This window comes from Mucilaginibacter jinjuensis, assembly GCF_028596025.1.
GTDB classification, from domain to species: domain Bacteria; phylum Bacteroidota; class Bacteroidia; order Sphingobacteriales; family Sphingobacteriaceae; genus Mucilaginibacter; species Mucilaginibacter jinjuensis.
Window position 1 is genome coordinate 5,685,821 of record NZ_CP117167.1, and the last position, 22,848, is coordinate 5,708,668.

Sequence of the window (22,848 nt, forward strand, 5' to 3'; positions counted from 1 at the left end):
CGGGCTATTTTTTTAGTTCAATATCTGCTAGTATTTGTAATGTGCCCAACTCCAGTATTGTTTCCAGTTTTTGGCTCACAGCTTCTTTAAATCCTTTTAAACGGGTAAGGTCGGTTCCCCAAAGGATGGTATCTTTTAATATTTGGTTTACTACGGTTTTGGTAGATGCATTAGCCCAGGCTTTGGCAAAAAATGCTGCATTACTATCAGTTACGGTATAGCCATTACCGTTAATACTGCCCGTATAATTACCATCTGCATCAGCTGTAACTTTCACAAATCTCAGAAAGGCAGCAAATCCAAACGCAAAACTTTCGGGCACGGCATTACTGTTTTGATAATGATTAAGCAGCAAAGGCAATACCCGCATCTTAATTTTCGACGAATATTGTGCCGAAATGCTCAACCATTGGTGTTCAATATTCGGGTTACGGAAACGATCTATTACCGTTTGGATAAACTCCGTTTTATCTTGTTCATCAATTGCATAAGGAATAGCCGGAGCAATTTCGTTCACCATTAATTGATTGATGAATTGCAAAAATTCCGGGTTATCCATCGCTTCTTTCACCGTTTTAAATCCTGATAAGAAAGCGATGGCGCAGCTTAACGTATGTGTACCGTTCAGCAAGCGCAATTTCAATTCGCGGTAAATGCCAATATCAGGAGTAACAATAACACCCTTGTGCGCTTGCGCGAATGACAATATAGCTTTAACCTTTTCATCACCCTCAATAGCCCATAAGCAATAAGGCTCGGCAATGGTTCGCAGGCCATCTTCGTAGCCCGATTCCTGCTCGTAAGCATCATTTTGTTCTGACTGTGGTTTGCCTGGCACAATGCGGTCTACCAACGAGTTACAGAAATGATTGTGGCTTTCCAGCCAATCCATAAATGCAGGTTCAAGCTTATTGAGGTGGGCCAGTTCCAGTACGATCGACTCCAGTTTTTTGCCATTATCTACAATCAATTCTGTAGGAATGATAATCAAACCGCTTTTACTGCTTGCACCGAAAGCTTTGTATCGCTCGTAAAGTAAAGCCAGCAACTTACCCGGGAATGATACCGGAGGGTGGCGCGTAATATCATCCTGCACCAGTTGGATGCCAATTTCTGTTGTGTTAGAGATGATGACCTGCAGATGTGGGTTATGAGCAGCCCTTAAAATAGTTTCCCAATCTTTAGTAGCCGAAAGCACCCGACTTATGGATGAATTGATGATCTGCTCATCAATCTCTACACCGTTCTGTATGCCTTTAATGTATAAAGTATACAACCCGTCCTGGCGCTCAAAATCGGATGCCGAACCAGTGTCAGTCGATTTAACAACCATAATACGGCCATTGAAAATGCCTTCGCGGTTAGCTTTATCTATAAAATAATCCGGTAAGCCTCTTAAAAGCACACCTGTGCCAAATTGCAATACCTTTTCGGGCAAATCGAAAAGTTCTTCATCGGGCACCACCAGATCCGGGACATCAATTTTTTTAAGATTATATCGGGTTAAAATCATATCGTTTTTTCTATTCGGGGTATCGTTCTTTCTGCCGGCTTTACTTTTTGTTAGCGGTTGGTATTTGTTTCACCGCCCATTGCACCAGTTCTTTTGCAGCCTCGTAATTCTGGTACTCGGCAGGCAGTTTGCGGCCATCTACATACTCATTATAAAACCAGGGGTCGCCCACGGCAAACACGGTACCCTTGCCATATTTTGCCGTCGCGATAATTATATCACCTTTATCCGTCAAAGCAGATTGTGCAGGCGCGGTAACTTTCAGCGTGCTAATCTCCTTGATATAAACCTTCTGCACATTGGGGAATATGGCGTTACCTGCCGGGATGGTAATAGCAGCCTGCTCAAACTGTGTACCCTGCACATGGTTACGGCTATCCTCATTAAACTGGATGCCGAATTTGGCCATCAACTGGTTCAAATGTTTAAACTCAGCATTTCCGGTATCATTGTTCAACACCAATAATACGCCACCCGCTTTTACCCATTCGCTGATGGCTTTAATGTGTGGCGTTTCGATGTATTTGGTATCAGGGTTTTCCTTCGGAATGTCGGGGTCTACAATGATGTAGATGTTAGCCTTTTTAAGATTATCGGCATCCGGGGCATCATAGAGCGTTTGCGTACTTACACCCTCGTTATTAAACAAATGAGCCATAAATGAAAAACCGCTATTCGACACCTCATCCCATTTGTAATGGAAAGGCATGCTTTTGCCGGTTACATCATTTTTGTGCTCATTATTAAAATAGCTATCTAATAAGGCAATTTTTCCTTTGCCTTCATTCAGGTGGGCTAATCGTTCAATCTCTACACTGGCCAATATAAAAGCGCCAACGCCTTTCGGGTCGTTTTGTACTACCTTTTCGCTCAGATAATATTCATAGCTGCCATCGCGGTAAGGTTTACCACCCAAGCCGCCAACGCTAACCGTGCCGTTCAAATTAACCAAGCCGTTGGCATCTGTCTCAATAAATTTGCTCACTGTGGCCTTATATCCTTTTTGTGCAACAACCATATCTGTGGCTGGCAAATAACCTTTGCGCGTGCCTTTAGCTAAAGCATACACAAACATGCTGGATACAGAAGCTTCGGGATAATTGCCTTTTACACCGGCTTTATCCAGGATCTGATACCATAATCCTGATTGCGGGTCCTGGTATTTTTTAATGGCGATGGATAAGCGGTTCAGGATAGCAATCAACTCAGCACGTTTTGGGTTTTGAGCCGGGAAATAATCCAGCACATCAACTAATGCCATCGCATACCAGCCATCGGCACGCCCCCAAAAATTTGGCGAAACACCGGTTTTCGGGTTAGACCATTTTTCCTGGTGACTTTGATCCCAGGCATGGAAAAGCAACCCAGTCTTTGCATCACGCGCCTGTTTTTCCATCAGGATAAACTGATTGGCTATATCATCAAATGCAGCATCATCATGAAAGGTAGCTACATATTCAGCATAAAACGGTTCGCCCATGTAAAGCCCATCCAGCCACATTTGGTTAGGATAACGCTTTTTATGCCAGAAACCACCTTCGGGTACGCGGGGCTGCCCTTTTAATTGCTCCCGTAATTGGGTGGCAGCTTTATAGTATTTTTCGCTGCCGGTTACTTTGTAGAGGGTAAGCAGGATACGGCCGCATAAAATATTATCCAGGTTATAATCTTCAAGTTTGTAGGTTTTAATGTTTCCATCAGCCGTCACAAACTGATCCATACAATGCTGCATGTATTTAAAGTACATGCCGTCGCCGGTTTGCATCCAAACGCCTTCAACACCTTTCAATATTACACCATGGTCGTAAGTCCACTTGCCCGATGGCAGGGTATCTTTCCACAAAGTCATAGCCGTAGCAGCCATGCGTTGTGACAATGGCTTTTCCTGTGCATTGGATAATTTCACACAGCCAAGAAGTAGTAATATATAAATGATCTTCTTCATCCGTTAATTCATTATAAATGATTGTTCGGTGGCGCCATCAGTAAACTCAACATTGTTTTTGACACCACCTGCCCATGTGTTTTTTACACTGATCCCTTTAGTTTTTTCTCCACCTATTTTAAATAAAAGGTCGCCTCCAATGGGATATTTCAAAACATCGAACGTAATGTTATTGCTGTTATTGATGCTGATAACCGGGTTGGTATTATCTGTTAATAACTGCACATTTTTTAAATGGATGCCTGTCGCTTCGGTACATTCCATACCTTTTTTAGCTTTGATCACCATGTTATCGAGGTAAATATCAGCGATGTTCATTTCGGGTAAGCCGCGCACAAAAATGGCTTTGGCTGCACCGTTGCAAACTACGTTTCGCACATGAAAATCTTTAAACAAAGGTGTAGCGTCAGTAACCGGGAACGTTTCTACCACTGGTGCAGCACGCTGTTCGCCAGCCAGGGGCACCGGGTCTTTAGCTTCGTAATACATGTCGAACAGCAGGGCTTCGCCTACAATATCTTTCATATTAATGTCTGAGATATAGATCTTTTCCACCACACCACCGCGACCGCGGGTAGTTTTAAAACGCAGGCCAATATCTGTGCCGATGAAAGAGCAATTAGATACAATCATATTCTTCACCCCACCCGACATTTCGCTGCCGATTACAAAACCACCATGTGCATGGTAAACAATGCAGTTACGCACAATCACATTTTCAGTTGGGATACCGCGTTTGCGGCCTTCCTCATCACGGCCCGATTTGATGCAGATGCCATCGTCGCCAACATCAAAAGTGCTGTTTTCGATCAGAGCATTTTTGCACGATTCCAGATCTATGCCGTCGCCATTTTGTGCATACCAGGGATTCTTAACTTGTACATTGCGCACGGTAATATCGGTACATAATAAAGGGTGCAGGTTCCATGCCGGTGAGTTTTGGAAAGTAACGCCTTCCAGCAATACTTTTTTACAACTTTCCAGTACAATCAAATTAGGGCGAAGAAAGTCTTTAATATCCTCAAAATCTTTAACCGTTTTGCCATTCAGCAATACCCCCGGCTGTTTGGTTTGTGTGCCTTTAACCGTTTTTTCTGATGGGTACCAGGTCTTTTTATCTTCGCTCACTAAACCGCCAGATGCCACCAGGTTTTTCCATTGCGTATCGGTTAATTTATCTTTTTTAACCATGCGCCAGGCATCGCCATTGCCATCTATAATGCCCGAACCGGTGATAGCCACGTTCTCCAGGTTCTTACCCGAGATAGGCGACTGGTTACGTGCTGATGGCAAGCCTTCCCAGTTACCGGCTACCAATGGGTATTGATCGAAATCTTTGGTGAAGAGCAAAATAGCATCGCGGTTGATGTGCAGGTTTACATTGCTTTTCAATACAATTGGCCCGCTTAACCAAATCCCTGTTGGTACTACCACCACGCCGCCGCCTGCTTTATTGCAAGCGTTAATAGCACTATTAATAGCCGAGGTATTTAATGTGATACCATCGGCTTTGGCACCAAAACGTATAATATTGATCGTATCTTTTTTAAACATAGGTTGCTGCACTTTGGGCAAAACCATACCACCAAAGGCAGCAGATTGCACTTGTTTTTTGGGAGATGTATTTTGTGCTTCTGCGCCAGTAAAAAGTAGTACGGCCAACAGCAAACAGCTGCCGGTTTTATTAAATATCTTCATAAATATCTCTTCAGATAATTTGGTTTCTGATTGGTTGGATGGCCTTCGAAAAAGCTCATTTCAAGCAATTCTAATTAGTTTTTTACGGTTAAAATATTAATCGGGTATAATTATTTATGCAATCGTTCCCGGAAACGATTGCACGGTTAACTATCGTTTTATCATTTATCTGGCTCATGGTTCCCAATGGTCTGAGCCGCTCAATACATTTTTAATGGTATAACGTTGTGCTTCTTTTGCGCTTAGTTGTCTTGACCATTTTACACGGTCTTTAGTAGATGAGCCTGCACCTGTATTTCCATACTCTGCATAAAAGGTGGTCTTCTCTTTATCGGGGAACATGACATCGCCTTTCCATGGGTTCCAGCCTTCAGGTAAAATATGGCTACCCTGTTCGCAATGGATAAATACCGTTTGGGCATAAGGCCGCCAGGGCCTGCCGAGATATACTTTGGTAGCCGATGTATCAGCTATCAGCTTGCAACTCAAAAACACAAAACCAAACTGCTGTTGGGGTGAAGTTGCTGCTGCCGTGATGTACGAATTGATTAAACTTTTAATGGTGCAATCCTGGAATACCACTATGGCTTCGCCGAAAATAAAATCGGTGGTGCCTTCGATATAACAGTTCTGGTATAACTGTCGACTGTTACTCGTAGCTGCATACAAGGTGTCCTGATTGCCCAGTAAACGGCAGTTTTTAATTACACATCTGTCACCTTCTACATGTAAAGCAACGGCCTGCCCAACCCGGCCTGCGGCGTTTTCGATGGTCAGGTTTTCGAGCACACAATCATTGCCCTGCACCAACACAGTGTATGAAGTATAGGTACTGAACTTATCTTTCCCAAAAGCATCCCTACCATCCGGGTAAGCCTTGCCCGAATAATCGTTATTAGTGATGATGGTATTAACCGCGTCTTCTCCAATTAATGAGATATGGGTTTTCCACGATGGGATCATCAGTTTTTCGTGGTAAATCCCTTTTTTAATATGAATGATCACCTGTTTCTGCGAAAGGTCACGTACCGAATTCACAGCTTCCTGTATAGTTTTATAACTGCCGCTACCATCGGCAGATACGGTTAGTTCGGCAGGGTAAGTGATGGTTTGCGCCTTTACTTGCAAGGCAAAGAAACAACAGAAAATAAATAGTATTTTTCGCATACCTATTTATCTTTTAAAGGGTTCCAGTTATCTGTGCCGCCTAAAACTTTTTTAGCGGTGTATTGATTTACTTCGTCATCAGTCAATTGATGCGACCAGCTAACCCGCCCGTTAGGTTTAAAACCTGCACCTGTATTCTTGTATTCGGCATAATAGGCAGTTGCTTTATTGGCTTCATTTCTCCAGAAATCCCAGCCTACGGCTTTGATCTGTGGGCCTAAATCGCAATTGATATAAACCACTTTGGCGTATGGCCGCCACGGCCGGCCGAGGTAAAAACTTTCATCAGGCGCATCGCCGGTTATCTTGCAGTTTTTAAATACATAGCCGTAAGCTGCACCATTAGGAGTTGATGCCGCGGTAACATAACCACCGCCCTTTTTGCAATAGATAGTGCAGTTTTGAAACCAAGCCGTAGCAGCCCCGAAAATAAAGTCGACCGTACCTTCGATATAACAGTCCAAATAAAATTGGCGGCTGCCTGGCCCGAAGGTGTACAATGTATCCTGAAAGCCAAGAAAGCGGCAGTTCTTAAAAAACGACTGATCGCCCGCCACCCAAACCGCCACAGCCTGACCAGCCGTAAGCCCGGCAGAGTTTTCGAAAGTTAAATTCTCGGCACTAAAATCAGAGCCATAAATAAAAAAACTGGCCGAACCGCTGGTGCCAATCTCTTTGCCGGTACTGTCTTTACGGGCGTGGTAATCATCGTAAGTAAGGATGGTTTTATCCTTGTCTTCACCAATCATTTGCACATGTAGCTTGGTAGCAGGCAATACCAGTTTTTCTTTATAGATTCCTTTTTTAATATAGATAACGGTAGTCTGTTTACTGCTATCGGGCACGGCATTAATAGCCTGTTGTACGGTTTTATAATTACCACTGCCATCCGCAGCAACAACAAACCGTTTGGTTTGGGCGAAGGTTGCAGACAGACAAACGCAAAACAGCATTAATAACCCGAATCTCATTTGGTAACTGGTTTTGGTTTGATAATGCGTTCGGCTAATTCAGGTGCTACTGTACGTACTTCGGCCAATACCAACTCGGCTATACGGCGGGCGCCGAGTTCGCTGAAATGGGTGTTGTCTTGCTTACCATCGGGATAGTTAGGATGTTCGCCGGCTACTAAATAATTGTAAAGTAGCTGTGATTTGTCAGGGCCTAATTCCTGTAATAGATCCTGGCTTTTTTGGTCGAGGTCTATTAGTAACACATGATTTTCTTGCGCTACCTGTTTTACCAGTGGGGTGTAGATAGGATGTGTGGCGATTACTTTTCCATTCGCATCAAACTGCCTGCGGGTTACCGGGGTAATCAAAATCGGGATCGCCTTTTTGCTGCGGGCAACAGTTACAAACTGTAATAGATATTTTTTATAATCTTCTTCAGAAGTATAGGTGGCCTTGGTTTTTACTTCATCATTGTGCCCGAATTGGATAAACAGGTAATCACCTTCTTTCAAATTATCAGCAACAGGCTGCCATAAACCTTCGGCAATAAATGATTTGGTACTGCGGCCGTTTTTGGCGCGGTTATCAATGGTAACTGTGGTATCGAAGAAATTGGCAAAAGGCATACCCCAGCCGGTTTCGGGGTAGGCACGTTTTTCTTTGATAGACATGGTAGAATCGCCGATCATGTAGACGGTAATATGCTTTTGCGGCAGCTTAAAAGCGGCAAAAGCTAATCCAACAATAACAAGACTATAAGCGAGATATTTCTTTAATATAGGGGTATTCATATTACGTCTTTTACTAAGCTGTTTAGGTAAACTTCGAGGTTAGTGTATTGCTTGTCAAGTTTATAAGCCGCGCCATCGGCAGCATCATTCGGGTTAAGGCCGTGTTGTTTTTCCCAGGCATCGGGTATGCCGTCGTGGTCGGTATCCACAGGTGCTGGTAACGATTTTAGCTCGGGCCAGCCGCCAACATCTTTTTGCGAATCGATAATACCATTTCGGTCTTTACCTTCTTTGGCTGTGCCGGTGGCAACATCCTGTAAAGTGCGTAAATCAACCGGATCGCGGTGCAGGTTTGCGCCTGCTTTTTGTAGGATGGAATGATAAGCATCTTCGGCAGATTGGATATGATCTATCAACGCCGTCTTCAATGCTGTATCTGCTTTGGCAATCCCAACAGATTCGTCCTTTTGGCCTTGCACACCCTGCCAGTTATCGGCTGTTACTTTTGCATTCCCTACTAACACATTTCCGGTTAAATAATATTTGCCGAATGGCGCCCAGGGATTTAAAATGCGATTGAATGTTTTAGTAGTAGCCGGGCCAGGTTTGTAATAATTGTTAATCATGTTGTATTTGCCCCGCTCGCCACCATAAGTGCTGTTGCCACCCCAGTTGTAGATGGCGTTGTTGATAAAATCAACCAGTTCATCAGCTGGGTTAGGTACGGTTTCAGAACCGCTGAAGCGAGGGTTACGACTGGTATGGCTGGCCAGTAAGTTATGATGAAAGGTTGCGCGTTCGCCACCCCAAATACCGCCATAGCCGTGCGGGCCTTTAGAGTGAAATGAATGATCTAAACTTTCGGCAATGATACACCACTGCATGGTGAAGTTTTTATTGTAGTAAAACGAAGCCGTTTCATCTATCGACCAGCTCATAGAGCAATGATCAATAATGATATTTTTATGGCTTCGCCCGTTGAAAGAATCATCCTCATACTTACGTTCATCGCCCATACGAAAACGCATATAGCGTACAATTACGTTATCTGCGTTAATAGTTGTAGTGTAGTTTCTTAAACAAATACCATCGCCAGGTGCGGTTTGTCCGGCTATGGTAATATTATTATTGCTGATAGTGAGTTTCGACTCCAACGCAATAGTACCAGACACGGCAAATACCACAATGCGCGGGCCTTTTTGCTGGATGGCATCGCGTAAGCTGCCTTCGCCGCTATCATTTAAATTGGTAACTACGTACACCTTACCGCCGCGGCCACCGGTGGTATATTTACCGTAACCTTCGGCACCGGGGAAAGCCAGCGTGCTGTCCCGATCTGCCGGGTAGGCGTGATGCAGCTGGATAAAAAGAAGCAGGGTAAGTATGATAGGTAGCTTTTTCATGGGCGATGTTTAAAATAGTAAAAGCTGCCCCGCAAATTGGGGCAGCCTTAAATAATAAATCAATAATTAGTATCCTGGGTTTTGAGTTAGTAACGGGTTGGCATCGATAGATTGCTGTGGTATCGGCAGCAACTCGCTATGCCCTGTTTTATAAGCCTGTGCATCACTGGTAATGTATGCCGCAGTAATATTGCTTATCCAGGCAACTTTGGTATAACCGGTTGGCGTTGCCGATGGTGTTGGCGCATATAAGGAATTGCCATAAACCAAAGTTTGTGATGCATTTTGATAATACATTGATTGCGGCAGGTTGGCATAAGGCGCTTGCTTGTTCAGCATTAACGTCATGTTATTACGTGCAGTTGTTATTGTTGGCAGGAAGATGTTCCAACGGATCAGATCATACTTACGGATACCCTCGCCGCCAAACTCAAATAAACGTTCGTTGTTAATGGCATTAAAGAAACCCGCTTTATCAGTAGGGATGGTGCCAATTAAGGTCGCATTACCACCAAAGCCACGGGTCCTAACTTCTTTTAAAGCGTTTACAGCAGCGGCAGTTGCACCGCCATTAATTTCGTTCTCTGTTTCGGCAAACATTAAAAGGATGTCTGCAAAGCGAAGGATCGGCCAGTTGATACCAAAATACTGCGCTGCCGATGTTGGGGCTATTGCAGGGTTGGTAATCCAGTCTCTTCTAAATTTACCAAGTGTAATGGTAGTAAATTTTTGTAATGCCTTGGTCCCATCAATATTGGTAAAATACGGGCAAATGGTTACATCTCTGCGGGTATCATTTTGGTCGAAAGCATAGAAATAAGTTGGTGTAGCTGTTAAGCTCGAGTTACCATAACTGGTGCTTCCGTTAACACTGCGCGGGCCATCGTAATAACCCAGTTTACTATCGGCAACACCCGAGCCACCGGCCATTGCTACTTCGAACATAATCTCATAAGTAGGGTCGAGCGTGTGGGCATCAACATAGTTTTTAAACAGGGTTTGGAAACTGCTGTTCAAATTATGGGCATCGCGGCGGGCCATTAAATCAGCACATTCGTCGTGGCAAATCTGGTAGTATTTTAAGTAATCGCTGCGGCGGTCGACTGTACCGTTGCTTTTTAATGAATAGCCACCGGCAAATAAAGCAATACGGGCACGTAAGCCTTTTACAGCACCTTTGGTAATACGCTCATCGCGTGCAGCAATTTCGGTACGCCAAGGCACCAGACCTTCTGCGGTTAACAGGTCGGCTATAATATGATCATAAATATCGTTCTGACTGGTTTTGGCTATCTTTAAAGTGGGCTGATCGGCAGATGGGATATAAGACGCAGGCACATCGCCCCAGTTCCTGATCAGTTCGAAATAGAATTGTGCACGCAGGGTTAAAGCCTCACCATATAATCTTTTTAAAGCAGTTTGGTCTGAAGCGCTGCCATTGGTATAAGCCGACATCAGCGGAATATACTTTATACAGATATTGGCTCTTTCGATACCGGTATACAGATTTTCGAACGGCAACTCTAATTGTCCGTTAGATGGCGTAGCAACATAACGTGCAATATCGCGGCGGTCATTGTCGGGAGCTGCGTTGCTTGTGGGGCCAACAAAATCATCGGCATCAACTGTATAATACATGCTAAGCCTGATGCCATAACCATTATCGCCGGCCAGCCTTGCGTATACGCCCAGTACAGCATCAGTAGCTGTGTTTACATTGCTAAAGGCTGATTCTGTTGAGAATGATGCAACAGGGTTTTCTTCGAGATACTTTTTACAAGAGGCAAGCATGGTAAGGGTTACACCCAGTACCACTGCCAGTAAATTATGCGAATATTTTTTCATGATCGTAATAAATCAAATATTATAAAGTAAGGTTGACACCAAATAAATAGCTGCGGCTGCGCGGATAAGCAGCATAATCAACACCCGGTGTAACCGGCGTACCACGGCGGGTATTTACATCGGGATCATAACCAGAATAGCTGGTAATAATGCCCAGGTTGTTGCCTGTTGCGTATACTCTTAGCCTGCTTATTTTTAACCGGGTTAAGAATGCACCTCTGAAAGAGTAACCCAAAGTAATATTGTTGATGCGCAGGAATGCTGCATTTTCAACCGCCGATGAGGTTGGGTAGAAAGCCGCGCTTCCTGTAACCGGGATTGGATATTTAGCGTTAGCATTTAAGGCATCAAGTACGCCAGGTGCTGCACCTGTTACTACACCGTTTGCCACTTTTTCAACCTGGTTACCGTTGGCGTCGATAGTTTTCCAGCGGCTTGTTTCCTGGGCAAGTAAGTTGGTATTTGAGGTATAACCGTTGGTAAACTCAATTTCGTTGGCGTTAAGCACCTTGGCTTTGGCCTGGAAGTTTACAAACACGCTCATGTCGAAATTCCAGAAGGTAAACGATTGGTTTAAACCACCTGTAATTTGTGGGTTGGTTGTGCCCAGTATAGTTTTATCGGCATCGGTAATTACACCATCGCCATTTAAGTCTTTATACTTTATTAAACCGGGCTGCGCCGTACCGATAACTTTAGATGGATCTGCAACGCCTGCTTTAAGGGTATATGTTTGTGTTGCGGCATTATAGTTAAAATCTGATGTTTTGTAGAAACCATCGCTTTGGTAACCATATACGCTACCCACCGGCGAACCTACTTTTACGATAAAATCTGCAGGCTGGCCAGATACGCCCCATCCTGAATTTTGTAAGTAAGAGGTTTGGCCGGGAGCCAATGCCAACACTTTGTTGCTGTTGTAAGAAATATTAAAGTTGGCCGACCAGCTAAAGTTTTTCTTCTGGATAATGGTTGCGTTAATCTGTGCCTCTACCCCTTTGTTGCCGGTTTTACCCACATTCTGTAACTGGGTTGCGTAACCAGAGCTGGTAGGCACCGGTACGTTAATCAGCAGGTTTTTGGTGATATTGTTATAAGCATCCAGGGAGATTTGGATTCGGTCTTTCAGGATACCGAAATCAAGACCTAAGTTTTTTGATACGGTAGTTTCCCATTTCAATAATGGATTGAAAAGATATGCCGGACTAAAGCCGATGCTTGTAGTGCTTTCATTCAGTCCATATAAAGCATTGGCATTAAAGGCTGGTTGGTACAGATAATCGGCAATACGGTTATTACCCGATGTACCATAGCTTAACCTTACTTTGATGTTGGTTAAGGCCCGGAAATCTTTCATGAAGTTCTCATCAGACAGTTTCCATGCGAATGAACCTGAAGGGAAGTATCCCCACTGGCGGCCAGGTGCAAATTTCGATGAACCATCTGCACGGAGGGTAAATGATGCCAGGTACTTTTTATCGTACGCATAGTTAGCCCTGCCGAAGAAAGAGAGCAGGTGGCTGGTAGCATACGTTTGCAATGGATAGGTAGGTATAATTGTACCCAGGTTAAGCTGGTTTAAGGCTGTCACCGGATCAATACCTATCGGGAATAATTTAAATTGATTTGATGTGCTCTCTGTATGCAGGTTATAAAACTCATTACCCAATATCACATTAATATCGTGGTGTTTTGAGTTGGCGGCAGCGTTATTAAAAGTTAATACGTTCGAAACATCGAGCGTATTGGTACTGCTGTTAACGGTACCTGCCATAGGCTGGCCACCGCCATTAATGCGGGCGTTAAAGGTAATGGCATCATCAAATGCGTTTTGCTTTTGGGTATTAATATCAACCCCTAATGTTGTTTTGAAAGCAAAATATTTGTTAAAGGTATAATTTGCATAACCGTTAAGGTCTAATACGTTTTGATAGTTTTTACGATACTGCGCATTAGAGTTGGCAACAGGGTTAATTACACCAATATTATTACCTGCCTGGTTGGTTTCATCAAAATATGCAGGGTCAATACTGTCGTCTGGTACTCCGGGCACGCTGAATGGTCTGTATTTAACACTATTACGCAGGTTGTTATATGGCGAACTACCTGAGTTTGAGGTACCCGCGCCATCAACATCCTGTGCGCTGTAACGGGCATTAAAACCAACCCTGAAATGATCTGAAGCGGTATGATCAAACCTAAAGTTGATTAAGTTACGGGTATAATTAGAGTTCAGCACTGTTCCCTGGTGCTGATCATTGGTAAAGCTTATATTAAACTGGGTGGTTTTGGTACCACCAGTGATGCTTACGTTGTGTTGTTGTTGCAATGCGCTACGGCCTAAAGCTTCCTTTTGCCAATCTACAGCAGGTACATTTTTATATCTCGAAAGCGAATCGAAACTGCGGCCATAATCTTTAATATAGGTTGTACTGTCTGAACTTGGGCTGAAACGGTTACGCTCGTATTGATAAACCACAAAATCATAAGGGCTCATTACTTTTAATTCTTTCGCCAAATTGCTTACACCCACATAGCCGTTATAGCTTACAGTTGTACGCTGTTCGTGCCCGCCTTTGGTGGTGATAATTACAACACCATTAGCACCACGCGCACCATAAATAGCGGTTGATGCAGCATCTTTTAAAACATCGATCGATTCAATATCCTGTGGAGCAATGTTGTTAAGTCCATTTTCAACCTGCACACCATCTATAATATAAAGCGGTGAGTTATCCTGGGTAATAGAACCGCCGCCACGTACGCGGATCCGGATATCGGCATCAGGCGAACCTTCTGACTGGGTGATCTGCACACCGGCCAAACGGCCTGCCAGTGCCTGGCCTGCCGAAGCAACCGGGATATCTTTCAACTGTTTAGCGGTTACTGATGATACAGCACCGGTAAGGTCGCGGCGTTTAACGGTGGCAAAACCCACGGCAACAACCTCATTAAGTTGTTGTGAGTTGCTGCTCAGTTTTACGCTGAGGGTTGTTTTATCGCCCACGGTAACCTCTTCGGTTTTGTAACCCAGGTAACGGATAATTAATACGGTGTTACCGTTTGATGGTATGCTAAGTTTAAACCCGCCATGTACATCTGTTTGGCCACCTTGTGCAGTGCCTTTGATAATTACGCTGGCACCAATAATGGGGTCGTTGGTGTCATTATCAAAAACTTGCCCGGTTATTTGCCGGTTTTGCGCCCACGCCGGTACCGATAGGATCAGCAATAAGCAAATGTGAAGTAAAGTTTTAGTCATAATTCGGTTTATATGTGCGTTTAATTCGGTTCTGGTTTTTACACAAATACATATAACATTCCCAACGAATTGACATCGGATGATACAGCCGTCAAAAACGAAAAGGTGTTAATTTTTTATAATTGGTTTCGAGACAACAGCCCCCGTATGGAGCCCTAAAAATTGCCTGTATTTTGGTTTAATTAAAACAAGGTTAACTACTCCAATTAAATAAAAAAAGAATATCGGAGATAAAAACTGTGCAATCGTTCCCGGAAACGATTGCATGTAAAAAGTACACTATTTATTTTACGTTTTTCGTTAAGCGAAATCGTTTAATGTACCCGGGGCAAATTATTAATTGTATTATAAACATGCATAACTTATGGTTTATGTATGGCCAAAAGCCTACATTAGCTCTTGATTATGTTTCAGGCTTATACTATTAAAGATATTGCGAAGGCGCTTGGGTTATCAACTTCAACGGTATCCAGGGCATTAAACGGGAGTTATGAAATTGGCAATGAAACCAAGAAGCTGGTTTTAGAGTATGCCGAGAAAATTAACTACCGCCCAAACCCTATTGCGCTTAGTTTAAAAGATCAGAAAAGCCATTCGCTGGGTGTGGTAGTTGCCGAAGTTGCCAATACTTATTTTTCGCAAGCCATTAATGGGATCGAATCTATTGCCTACAACCGTGGCTACCACGTAATTATTACGCAAACGCATGAATCGGCCGCGCGCGAAAGCGCGAATGTGCAGCACTTATTGTCGCGACATGTAGATGGTTTGCTGGTATCACTATCATCAGAAACAACAGATCTTACCCAATATAAATACCTGCACGAAAAAGGCTTCCCCATTGTGTTTTTCGACCGGGTTGCTGCTGATATTGATACGCATAAAGTAACAGCAGATAACTATAAAGGATCATTCGAAGCCACTGAGCATTTAATAAACTCTGGCTTTATGCAAATAGCGCATCTTACCAATTCGGCCAATTTAATGATCAGCCAAAAAAGGTTAGAGGGTTATAAAGATGCGCTGGAGAAACATAATGTTTGCTATCGCCCCGAGCTGATTAAGCATTGCAACCACGGCGGTATGATACAGGAAGAGGTAGAAGAAGCCATTAAAGAACTCCTGAATTTAGATGAGCGCCCCGATGCTATATTTATAGCCAGCGATCGCCTTACTACCAGCTGCATGGCTATTTTAAAGAAATTTAAGGTTAAGGTGCCCGAAGATATTGCCATATCGGGTTTTACAAATTCGGACGTGGCCGAACTGTTTGACCCACCACTGACCGTGGTGCGCCAGCCGGCATTTCAGATCGGGCAAATTGCTACCGAGATGCTGATTAAGGTGATAGAAAGCAAGTACCCCGTAACCGAGTTTGTGACCGAAACGCTGGATACGGTATTGATTAAGAGGGCTTCGTCTGAAAAGGTATAAGAATTTTATTCGGAGCTCAATTTTGTAATTGAGGTAATGTTCTTAATTACATCATCAAGTTCGTCTGCAGAAAGTTTCAGAAACCGGAGTAGCTTTTCCTTCTCTTCATCGTTATCTTTCATCTCCAGAATTAAAGGTATCAGCCCCATTATTTTTGCCAATGGCGCCCGGATCACGTGCGATTGGATCCAGGAAATTTCTGTGAGTTTTTTGTTTTGTTCTTCTATTGCCCTGGTATAGTTCAGGCGCTCTGTTACGTCGATAGCTAAAATCAACTGTGCGGGCATACCCTTGTATTCAATCGCTGTGTTTTGAATATCTACACTAATTATTTCACCATTTTTCTTTTGATGTTTAAAATAATCATGTGCATAAAATTCTCCTTTATGTTTTGCTGCAGAAAGGGCAATATCAACTTTCTCTTCTTCGCCGACAGGCCTTATTTGTTTAATGTTCATAGATAAAAACTCCTCTTTGCTATAACCATAATGGTTTATAGCGGCCAAGTTCACATCCAGAAACATCAGGGTGTTAAGATCAAAAACCCACATCGGCAGCGGGCTTAAATGAAACAATTCGCTATATCTTCTCTCTGAAACAGATAGTTCCCGTGCATGATTTTGCAGATCCTGGTTCAGTGCCATCAGGCGTTCTTCTGATAGTTTACGTTCTGTAATGTCCGACCGTATGGCCAGGTATTGGTATGGCTTGCCTTGCTCGTTTAAAAAGGGCACAATGGTGGTATCAACCCAATAAAAGCTCCCGTCTTTGGCTTTGTTTTTTATTTCGCCGCGCCAGGTTTTTCCATTGGCTATGGTATGCCAGAGGTTTTTTATAAAGGCTTTGTCGTGATAGTCGGAGTTAATAATGCGGTGGTCTTGCCCTAACAGTTCTTCGGCTGTATATTTAGAGATTTGGCAAAAATTATCATTAACATGTTGTATTATTCCTTTCTGGTCGGTTATCGCTATAATAGCAGATTGATCGAGCGCGTATTTGTAAGCATAAAGCTCATTGATGGTTTGGTGCAGGCTTTCTTCAACTTGCTTTTTATGGGTTATGTCGATGAAATTGAGTGCGATAGCCTCGATAAGAGGTTCGTGAAGCATGTTGGTGCAAACGCATTCCAGCCAGATGTAATGCCCATCAGCATGTAATGCCCTAAATGTGCATGTTTTAGATAGGTTCTCTTCCGCTAAAATTTCATTCAGAAATATATGCAGCATTTGGCGGTCTGAGGGGTGGACTAAATCCATCAAATGCTTTGACCGCATTTCATCTTTCGAACCATTAATAAGCCTTACCGATGAACTTCTGTAAATAATGTTAAAGTTCGGATCAAGCAGAGCTATGCCTGCCTGGCTGTTTTCCATCAGTTTACTAAATAGCAGATCGCTATCGATAATTTTCTGTCTCATTTAGTTGCAATTATAGACAGTGAAAAAACAGCTATAAACTTGGTGTACAAACATGTAAGCAGCATTGTAGCCATGGTAGAAGCAATTATGATAAGGAAATGTTTTTAGGGGCAACATTCCGGATTAGGTGCAATTAAAGCTACCAATCATTTTGTTAAATAGCAACGAATATCGGGCTAATCTATTAACCGAATGTTAAATATTTGCGCATTATTAACATCTCGCCAACAAAACTTAACTAAAGTATAATGCGCTTACGCTAAAGTATAACGTATATGTTGCACTAATATGAAGCAACATGGTGGCTTTAGGTTTATATTAGTATTACAAAATAAAACCTATGAAAAAGCTACTTATCATATCACTGGCAGCAATAGGATTGCTGTCGGCCTGCAGTACATACCAGATGAACACCGTTAGCAGTACTAATACATTTTTGGACGAAAAAGCCGGTGGATTTAAATTTGAGAATGATTCTTTAAAAATTACTTATGCTTTTGCCGGGCAGGATATGCCTATCCATGTTACCATTTATAATAAGCTTAACGAACCTGTTTATGTAGACTGGAAACGCTCTGCATTGATTAGCGACAATCAAAGTTATAGTTATGCCGATGATGCTGTGCAGATTAATGGCGATATATCCGGTGTTTCGGTAGGCCGTGGTATTGCTTACTCGAGTTCGAGTGTTAATGCACAGGCTACACTGCCTCAAAATGTGGTGTTTATACCACCGCATACACAAATCACCAAAAACGTTTCAAAACTTGATAAAAACAAGCTTAAGTATATTGCAGGCGACAGTTTTGTAAAAACCAAAGTGCCGGGTTATGGCCTTGGCGATGAGAATGTAAAGATTGCCAAGTTTGATAAAGATAACAGCCCATACCTGTTTAAAAGCTATTTGACCGTTTATACGCTTGATGGTAATACACCTAAGTTTAAAGCCTACACGCATGATTTTTATATTTCGCAAATTACCAGATCATCCGTTGCCCCCGAAAGTTTCGAAGCATTTCGGGGTGGCCGGGGCGACTACTTTATTACTTCGACCGGCAATTAACTAAAAACTAAAAAGCCTTTCAGATTTCTCTGAAAGGCTTTTTCAAAAGTGGGATATTTTGAACCCTATTGAAAATCATATAACCGACTAAGGTCCAAAAATTACCTACTATAAATTATTCGCCAGATGTAGCAACCACGCTACCCTTAGCATCCTGGCCAAGTACGTGCTTGCGTATAAAATCAATATTTGATGGTGGCAGTTCTGGTCCAGAGGTTTGTATCAACGAACCATCCTGTTGTATTTCAAGGTCTGCATTAATGTTATTGTCAATATGCAGGTGTAAAATATTGCCCTCTTTCTCTACTGTGCATTCTAATTCGCGCTCAGAGTAATTCATGGAAAACTTCTGTATTCCATCAGGCGTGTTATTTGTGTTATCAGTCATAGTGTTGATGTTTATCTGAATAACACTAATAATGTGCCGATGTTTTATTTGTGCAATACTAAAGCAGAATAAATAACAGCAAATCAACACATTAAAATACCGTTAAATAAAAATGAAATTTTATTTTGAATAATAAATCAAGGCTCCTATATTTGCAGTCCCAAAAGGGAGCTTAGCTCAGCTGGTTCAGAGCATCTGCCTTACAAGCAGAGGGTCACTGGTTCGAACCCAGTAGTTCCCACGAAAGTCTAACAGAAATGTTAGGCTTTTTTGGTTTAAGATATTTTTAGCTCAGCTGTTCAGAGCATCCCGATTTTACATCGGGAGTGGTCACTGTCCCGATAGCTATCGGGACGAACCCAGTAGTTCCCACTTTTGAGAAAGCCTTTCAGAGAAATCTGAGAGGCTTTTTATTTATAATCAGCTCAGCACCTCTTCCAATATCTCGGCCGAACGGATATTGCCAAAGCCTTCTACATGCTGGGCATAATAATCCATTAGTTTATTGATCAAATACCTTCGCTCATCGTTCGAGAGTTTGAGTTCATGCATATCATCATAGCCATATTTTAAAAGTTCACTGAAATGCTGCGTATGCGGTTGCGACAGATATTGCCTGCCTTCGGGCTTGTAACGGATAAACACACCGTCTTTCATGTCGAAATAATCGCAATCTATTGTATTAGTATCGTCCGGGTAGAAACCAAGGTAACGGGTTAGGCCAATCAGGAATACAAGATGAAAGTTCACCAACTGACTTGAGCGGTGATCCAACCATTCGATAGAATGAAATATATAATCGAACAACTGCTCATCGGGCGATTGCATTTTCACCGACTTATATACCACTTCATTCAAAAACATTACCATACTGCTTTTCACCACATCATAAGGGATGCTTTGCAGAACGGGCACACTCTTTAATTCTTTAATGCGCTGCACCGTATCGTATCCTTTATGATAAACTACCATATCCAACAGGTGCAGGGGCTGCAGCATATTGCGCGATATTTTAGCCTTTGGCTTTTTAATACCGTTGATAATGTATGATTGCATACCGAATTTTTCGGTAAACATCTGTACAATTACGCTGCTCTCCTGGTAGTCGGTCACCTTAAAAACTATTCCGCGGGTTTTGTGCAGCATGGGTTAAAACTTGGGGATAAAAATAATAGCACCTACAATGGCCGCAAAAATAGCGGTGATTAAAACAGCTGCTGCCGAAACATCCTTAATATGTCCGGCCTTTTCATTGTAACCCGGCGAAACCAGGTCGACCAGGATTTCGATAGCCGTATTTAGCAACTCTGTAGTTAATACCGATGCAATGCAGGCCACAATCCAGCACCACTCGGCAGTTGAGATATGAAGATAAAGGCCTAATCCAATTGCCACAATCATCGCTAATAGGTGAACCCTGAAATTAAGCTGGGTTCGCGAAGCATACGCTACACCCTTAAAAGCATATCCAAAACCTTTAATTAATTTCTTCATCAACCCAAAAGTACGCATTCTTACTTACTGACAACAGATAACCGATAACAGACAACTATCGCCAACAACCCTCTATGCCAATGCTTTGTCACATTATCGTTCAGCAAATACCCACGTTGAATATTTTTGTAGTTTTGCCGACTCATTGTTCATTAGTATTTTATAAAGCATGATCTGGAAAAAGATTGCTGATCTCATCCTCAAAAACCGTTTAGCGGTTATCATTATAGTTGCCCTGTTAAGTACATTTATGGGCTGGAAAGCCAGCCAGGTTAAACTGACTTATAACGCAGGCAAAGTTTTACCGGTTACCGATTCTGCATACATCAGGTTCAAACAATTTCAAAGCAAATTTGGCCAGGATGGTACAGCTCTGGTTTTGGGTATTAAAGCTGACAACCTTTTCCAGAAAGATATTTTTAATGATTGGTACCAACTGGGTAACAACATCCAGCATTTTAAAGGTATTACAGCTGTTATATCATACGCCAACATTTATAACCTTAAAAAAGACACTGTTCAGCATCGTTTTGTGTTGAAGCCGCTGATTACCCACAAATTAACCTCAGATCAGGAAGTTGACAGTGTGCGCAAACAAATTTTAGGCTTACCATTTTACGATGGCCTGGTTTTAAGCGAAGACCATAAGTCTACCTTAATGGCTATCTCTTTCGATAACAAAACAGTTAACTCGCCTGCCCGTATTCCGGTTATTAACGAGATTATGCGCCAGGCTAAAGCCTTTGGCGACAAGCATAATATACAGGTACATGCATCTGGCTTACCACTGATTCGCACTGTGGTGAGTGATTTGGTTTCGCATGAATTTGCTTTGTTCCTGGGTTTATCTTTGTTGATTACAGCCATCATTCTTTTGCTGTTTTTCCGCACAGGTTATGCGGTTATATTCCCGGTATTCGTGGTGATATTGGGTGTGCTTTGGAGCCTGGGTTTGCTGGTATTAAACCACTTTAACATCACTCTGCTTACCGGCATCATCCCGCCGTTGGTGGTGGTTATTGGTATCCCAAACAGTATTTTCATCCTCAATAAATACTACCACGAGTTTGGCGTTACCGGCGATAAAATGAAATCGTTGTACATCGTTATTGAGAAAGTGGGTATCACAACTTTCATCGCCAATGTTACTACTGCTATTGGCTTTGGCGTATTATGCTTTACCAACAGCCAGATTCTGATGGAGTTTGGTTTGGTGGCTTCACTCAGCATTATGGCAACATTTGCTTTAAGTTTGGTGTTAATTCCGGTTATTTTCAGCTATCTGCCTAATCCTAAACCACGCCAAAGCGGTATTAAGGATCAAAAGTTTATTCAGTACTTTTTATCGAAAACAGATTACATTGTTCAACATTCGCGCCCTGCTATTTATATAGGTACCGCAGCATTAGTGGTGGTATGTTTATATGGCATGAGCCGCATTAATGTAAATGGATATATTGTTGATGATTTGCCTAAAAGCAGCTCGATACTAAGCGATCTGCGTTTCTTCGAAAGCAGCTTTAAAGGTGTGCTTCCGCTGGAAGTTAGTGTTGAGTCGAAACATAAAAATGGATTGATGAACCTGGCTACCATGCGCAAGATAGAGAAGTTGGAAACACTGATCTCGTCATACCCAGAATTCAGCAAATCATTATCGCTAATCCAGGTGCTTAAATTTAGTACCCAGGGCTTTTATGGCGGCAATCCCGAATTTTACCGTTTGCCTGATGGACTGGAGCAAAACTTTATTTTAAGCTATGCTGCAAACTCTGGTAAAAACGGCATCAATGCTGGTGGTGCGCTGAAAAACTATATCGACAGCACCAAACAAACTACCCGCATTAGCTTTCAGATGGTGGATGCTGGTTCTAAAAAACTGAACAGCATTTTTACTGAGCTACAGCCACGTATCGATTCTATTTTCAATCCTAAAAACTTTCACGTAGAACTAACAGGCTCGAGCGTGATTTTTGTAAAGGGCAATAACTACCTCATTAAAAACCTTTACGAGAGTTTAGCTTTAGCTATTTTCCTGATCGGTATTATCATGTGGATCTTGTTCCGTGGCCTTAAAATGGTATTGATCTCCTTGTTGCCGAATATTATTCCGCTGATTATTACAGCTGGCATTATGGGCTTCTTCGGCATTCCGTTAAAGCCATCTACTATTTTGATCTTTAGCATTGCGATGGGCATTTCATCCGATCAAACGATATATTTCTTAACCCGCTACCGCCAGGAAATCCGTAACAGCAACAAAAGCATTTCGCAGGTGGTATCTGACACGATAAAGGAAACCGGCATCAGTATGATCTACATTGCAACGGTGTTGTTCTTCGGTTTCGGAATTTTTGCTGCATCTACTTTTGGCGGTACTGTGGCATTGGGTATTTTATTGTCGATAACTTTGCTTATCGCCATGATCACAAACCTTACTTTACTACCGGCTTTTTTACTTAGTTTAGAGAAACGCAATAAAAAGGCAGAAGCCATTACAGAGCCGCTTGCCGATATGGAAGCGCCTGTTTTGTAAA

16 protein-coding genes and 1 tRNA gene are annotated in these 22,848 nt (G+C 42.5%); 4 read left to right on the forward strand and 13 right to left on the reverse strand.

All coding sequences use genetic code 11. The annotated features are described in order from the left end of the window. Nucleotides 1-4: 4 nt before the first annotated feature. The 9 genes from PQO05_RS24585 to PQO05_RS24625 all read right to left on the reverse strand — a co-directional run bounded on the left by PQO05_RS24585 (nt 5) and on the right by PQO05_RS24625 (nt 14,517). The gene (locus PQO05_RS24585) at nt 5-1,513 is read right to left on the reverse strand and encodes a tagaturonate reductase (protein ID WP_273630115.1); all 1,509 of its coding nucleotides are present in this window, start codon (nt 1,511-1,513) and stop codon (nt 5-7) included. A gap of 40 nt (nt 1,514-1,553) precedes the next feature. Beyond that, nucleotides 1,554-3,458: a glycoside hydrolase family 88 protein gene (locus tag PQO05_RS24590; RefSeq protein WP_273630116.1), complete on the reverse strand. Its 1,905-nt coding sequence runs from the start codon at nt 3,456-3,458 to the stop codon at nt 1,554-1,556. A gap of 3 nt (nt 3,459-3,461) precedes the next feature. After that, entirely contained in the window at nt 3,462-5,156 is a 1,695-nt protein-coding gene (locus PQO05_RS24595) for a glycoside hydrolase family 28 protein (RefSeq protein WP_273630117.1), read from the reverse strand. Between the two features lie 174 nt (nt 5,157-5,330). Beyond that, complete coding sequence (locus PQO05_RS24600) at nt 5,331-6,323, reverse strand: pectinesterase family protein (RefSeq protein ID WP_273630118.1); 993 nt, start codon at nt 6,321-6,323, stop codon at nt 5,331-5,333. Nucleotides 6,324-6,325: 2 nt separating this feature from the next. Further along, complete coding sequence (locus PQO05_RS24605; RefSeq protein WP_273630119.1) at nt 6,326-7,294, reverse strand: pectinesterase family protein; 969 nt, start codon at nt 7,292-7,294, stop codon at nt 6,326-6,328. Continuing rightward, nucleotides 7,291-8,067, reverse strand: a complete 777-nt coding sequence (locus PQO05_RS24610; protein WP_273630120.1) for a rhamnogalacturonan acetylesterase — start codon at nt 8,065-8,067, stop codon at nt 7,291-7,293. The genes PQO05_RS24605 and PQO05_RS24610 overlap by 4 nt, the downstream gene beginning before the upstream one ends. Continuing rightward, nucleotides 8,064-9,410, reverse strand: a complete 1,347-nt coding sequence (locus tag PQO05_RS24615) for a pectate lyase (RefSeq protein ID WP_273630122.1) — start codon at nt 9,408-9,410, stop codon at nt 8,064-8,066. Before PQO05_RS24615 ends, PQO05_RS24610 begins: the two co-directional genes overlap by 4 nt. A gap of 66 nt (nt 9,411-9,476) precedes the next feature. After that, complete coding sequence (locus tag PQO05_RS24620; RefSeq protein ID WP_273630123.1) at nt 9,477-11,255, reverse strand: RagB/SusD family nutrient uptake outer membrane protein; 1,779 nt, start codon at nt 11,253-11,255, stop codon at nt 9,477-9,479. Between the two features lie 19 nt (nt 11,256-11,274). Then, the gene (locus PQO05_RS24625) at nt 11,275-14,517 is read right to left on the reverse strand and encodes a SusC/RagA family TonB-linked outer membrane protein (RefSeq protein WP_273630124.1); all 3,243 of its coding nucleotides are present in this window, start codon (nt 14,515-14,517) and stop codon (nt 11,275-11,277) included. 405 nt (nt 14,518-14,922) lie between these two features. On the opposite strand from PQO05_RS24625, the gene PQO05_RS24630 reads away from it, so the two are divergent. Beyond that, nucleotides 14,923-15,951, forward strand: coding sequence for a LacI family DNA-binding transcriptional regulator (locus PQO05_RS24630; protein ID WP_273630125.1), 1,029 nt, complete (start codon nt 14,923-14,925; stop codon nt 15,949-15,951). Nucleotides 15,952-15,956: 5 nt separating this feature from the next. On the opposite strand, the gene PQO05_RS24635 is transcribed toward PQO05_RS24630, so the two are convergent. Continuing rightward, on the reverse strand, nt 15,957-17,369 hold the full coding sequence (locus PQO05_RS24635) for a PAS domain-containing protein (RefSeq protein ID WP_273630126.1): 1,413 nt from the start codon (nt 17,367-17,369) through the stop codon (nt 15,957-15,959). A gap of 340 nt (nt 17,370-17,709) precedes the next feature. On the opposite strand from PQO05_RS24635, the gene PQO05_RS24640 reads away from it, so the two are divergent. Then, nucleotides 17,710-18,432, forward strand: a complete 723-nt coding sequence (locus tag PQO05_RS24640; RefSeq protein WP_273630127.1) for a hypothetical protein — start codon at nt 17,710-17,712, stop codon at nt 18,430-18,432. A 115-nt stretch (nt 18,433-18,547) separates the two neighbouring features. Here the strand turns inward: PQO05_RS24640 and PQO05_RS24645 are convergent, their stop codons facing one another. Then, nucleotides 18,548-18,820 (reverse strand): hypothetical protein, encoded by a 273-nt coding sequence (locus PQO05_RS24645; RefSeq protein WP_273630128.1) that lies wholly within the window; start codon nt 18,818-18,820, stop codon nt 18,548-18,550. A gap of 166 nt (nt 18,821-18,986) precedes the next feature. Between PQO05_RS24645 and PQO05_RS24650 the strand changes: the two genes are divergently transcribed. Then, a tRNA-Val gene (locus PQO05_RS24650) sits at nt 18,987-19,061 on the forward strand. Nucleotides 19,062-19,240: 179 nt separating this feature from the next. Here PQO05_RS24650 and recO read toward each other — a convergent pair. Continuing rightward, complete coding sequence (recO, locus tag PQO05_RS24655; protein WP_273630129.1) at nt 19,241-19,966, reverse strand: DNA repair protein RecO; 726 nt, start codon at nt 19,964-19,966, stop codon at nt 19,241-19,243. A 3-nt stretch (nt 19,967-19,969) separates the two neighbouring features. Then, nucleotides 19,970-20,314 carry a diacylglycerol kinase family protein gene (locus PQO05_RS24660; RefSeq protein WP_273630130.1) on the reverse strand — a complete coding sequence of 115 codons (345 nt, stop codon included), beginning with the start codon at nt 20,312-20,314 and terminating at the stop codon, nt 19,970-19,972. Between the two features lie 169 nt (nt 20,315-20,483). On the opposite strand from PQO05_RS24660, the gene PQO05_RS24665 reads away from it, so the two are divergent. After that, nucleotides 20,484-22,847 carry an efflux RND transporter permease subunit gene (locus PQO05_RS24665; RefSeq protein WP_273630131.1) on the forward strand — a complete coding sequence of 788 codons (2,364 nt, stop codon included), beginning with the start codon at nt 20,484-20,486 and terminating at the stop codon, nt 22,845-22,847. Nucleotide 22,848 lies beyond the last annotated feature (1 nt).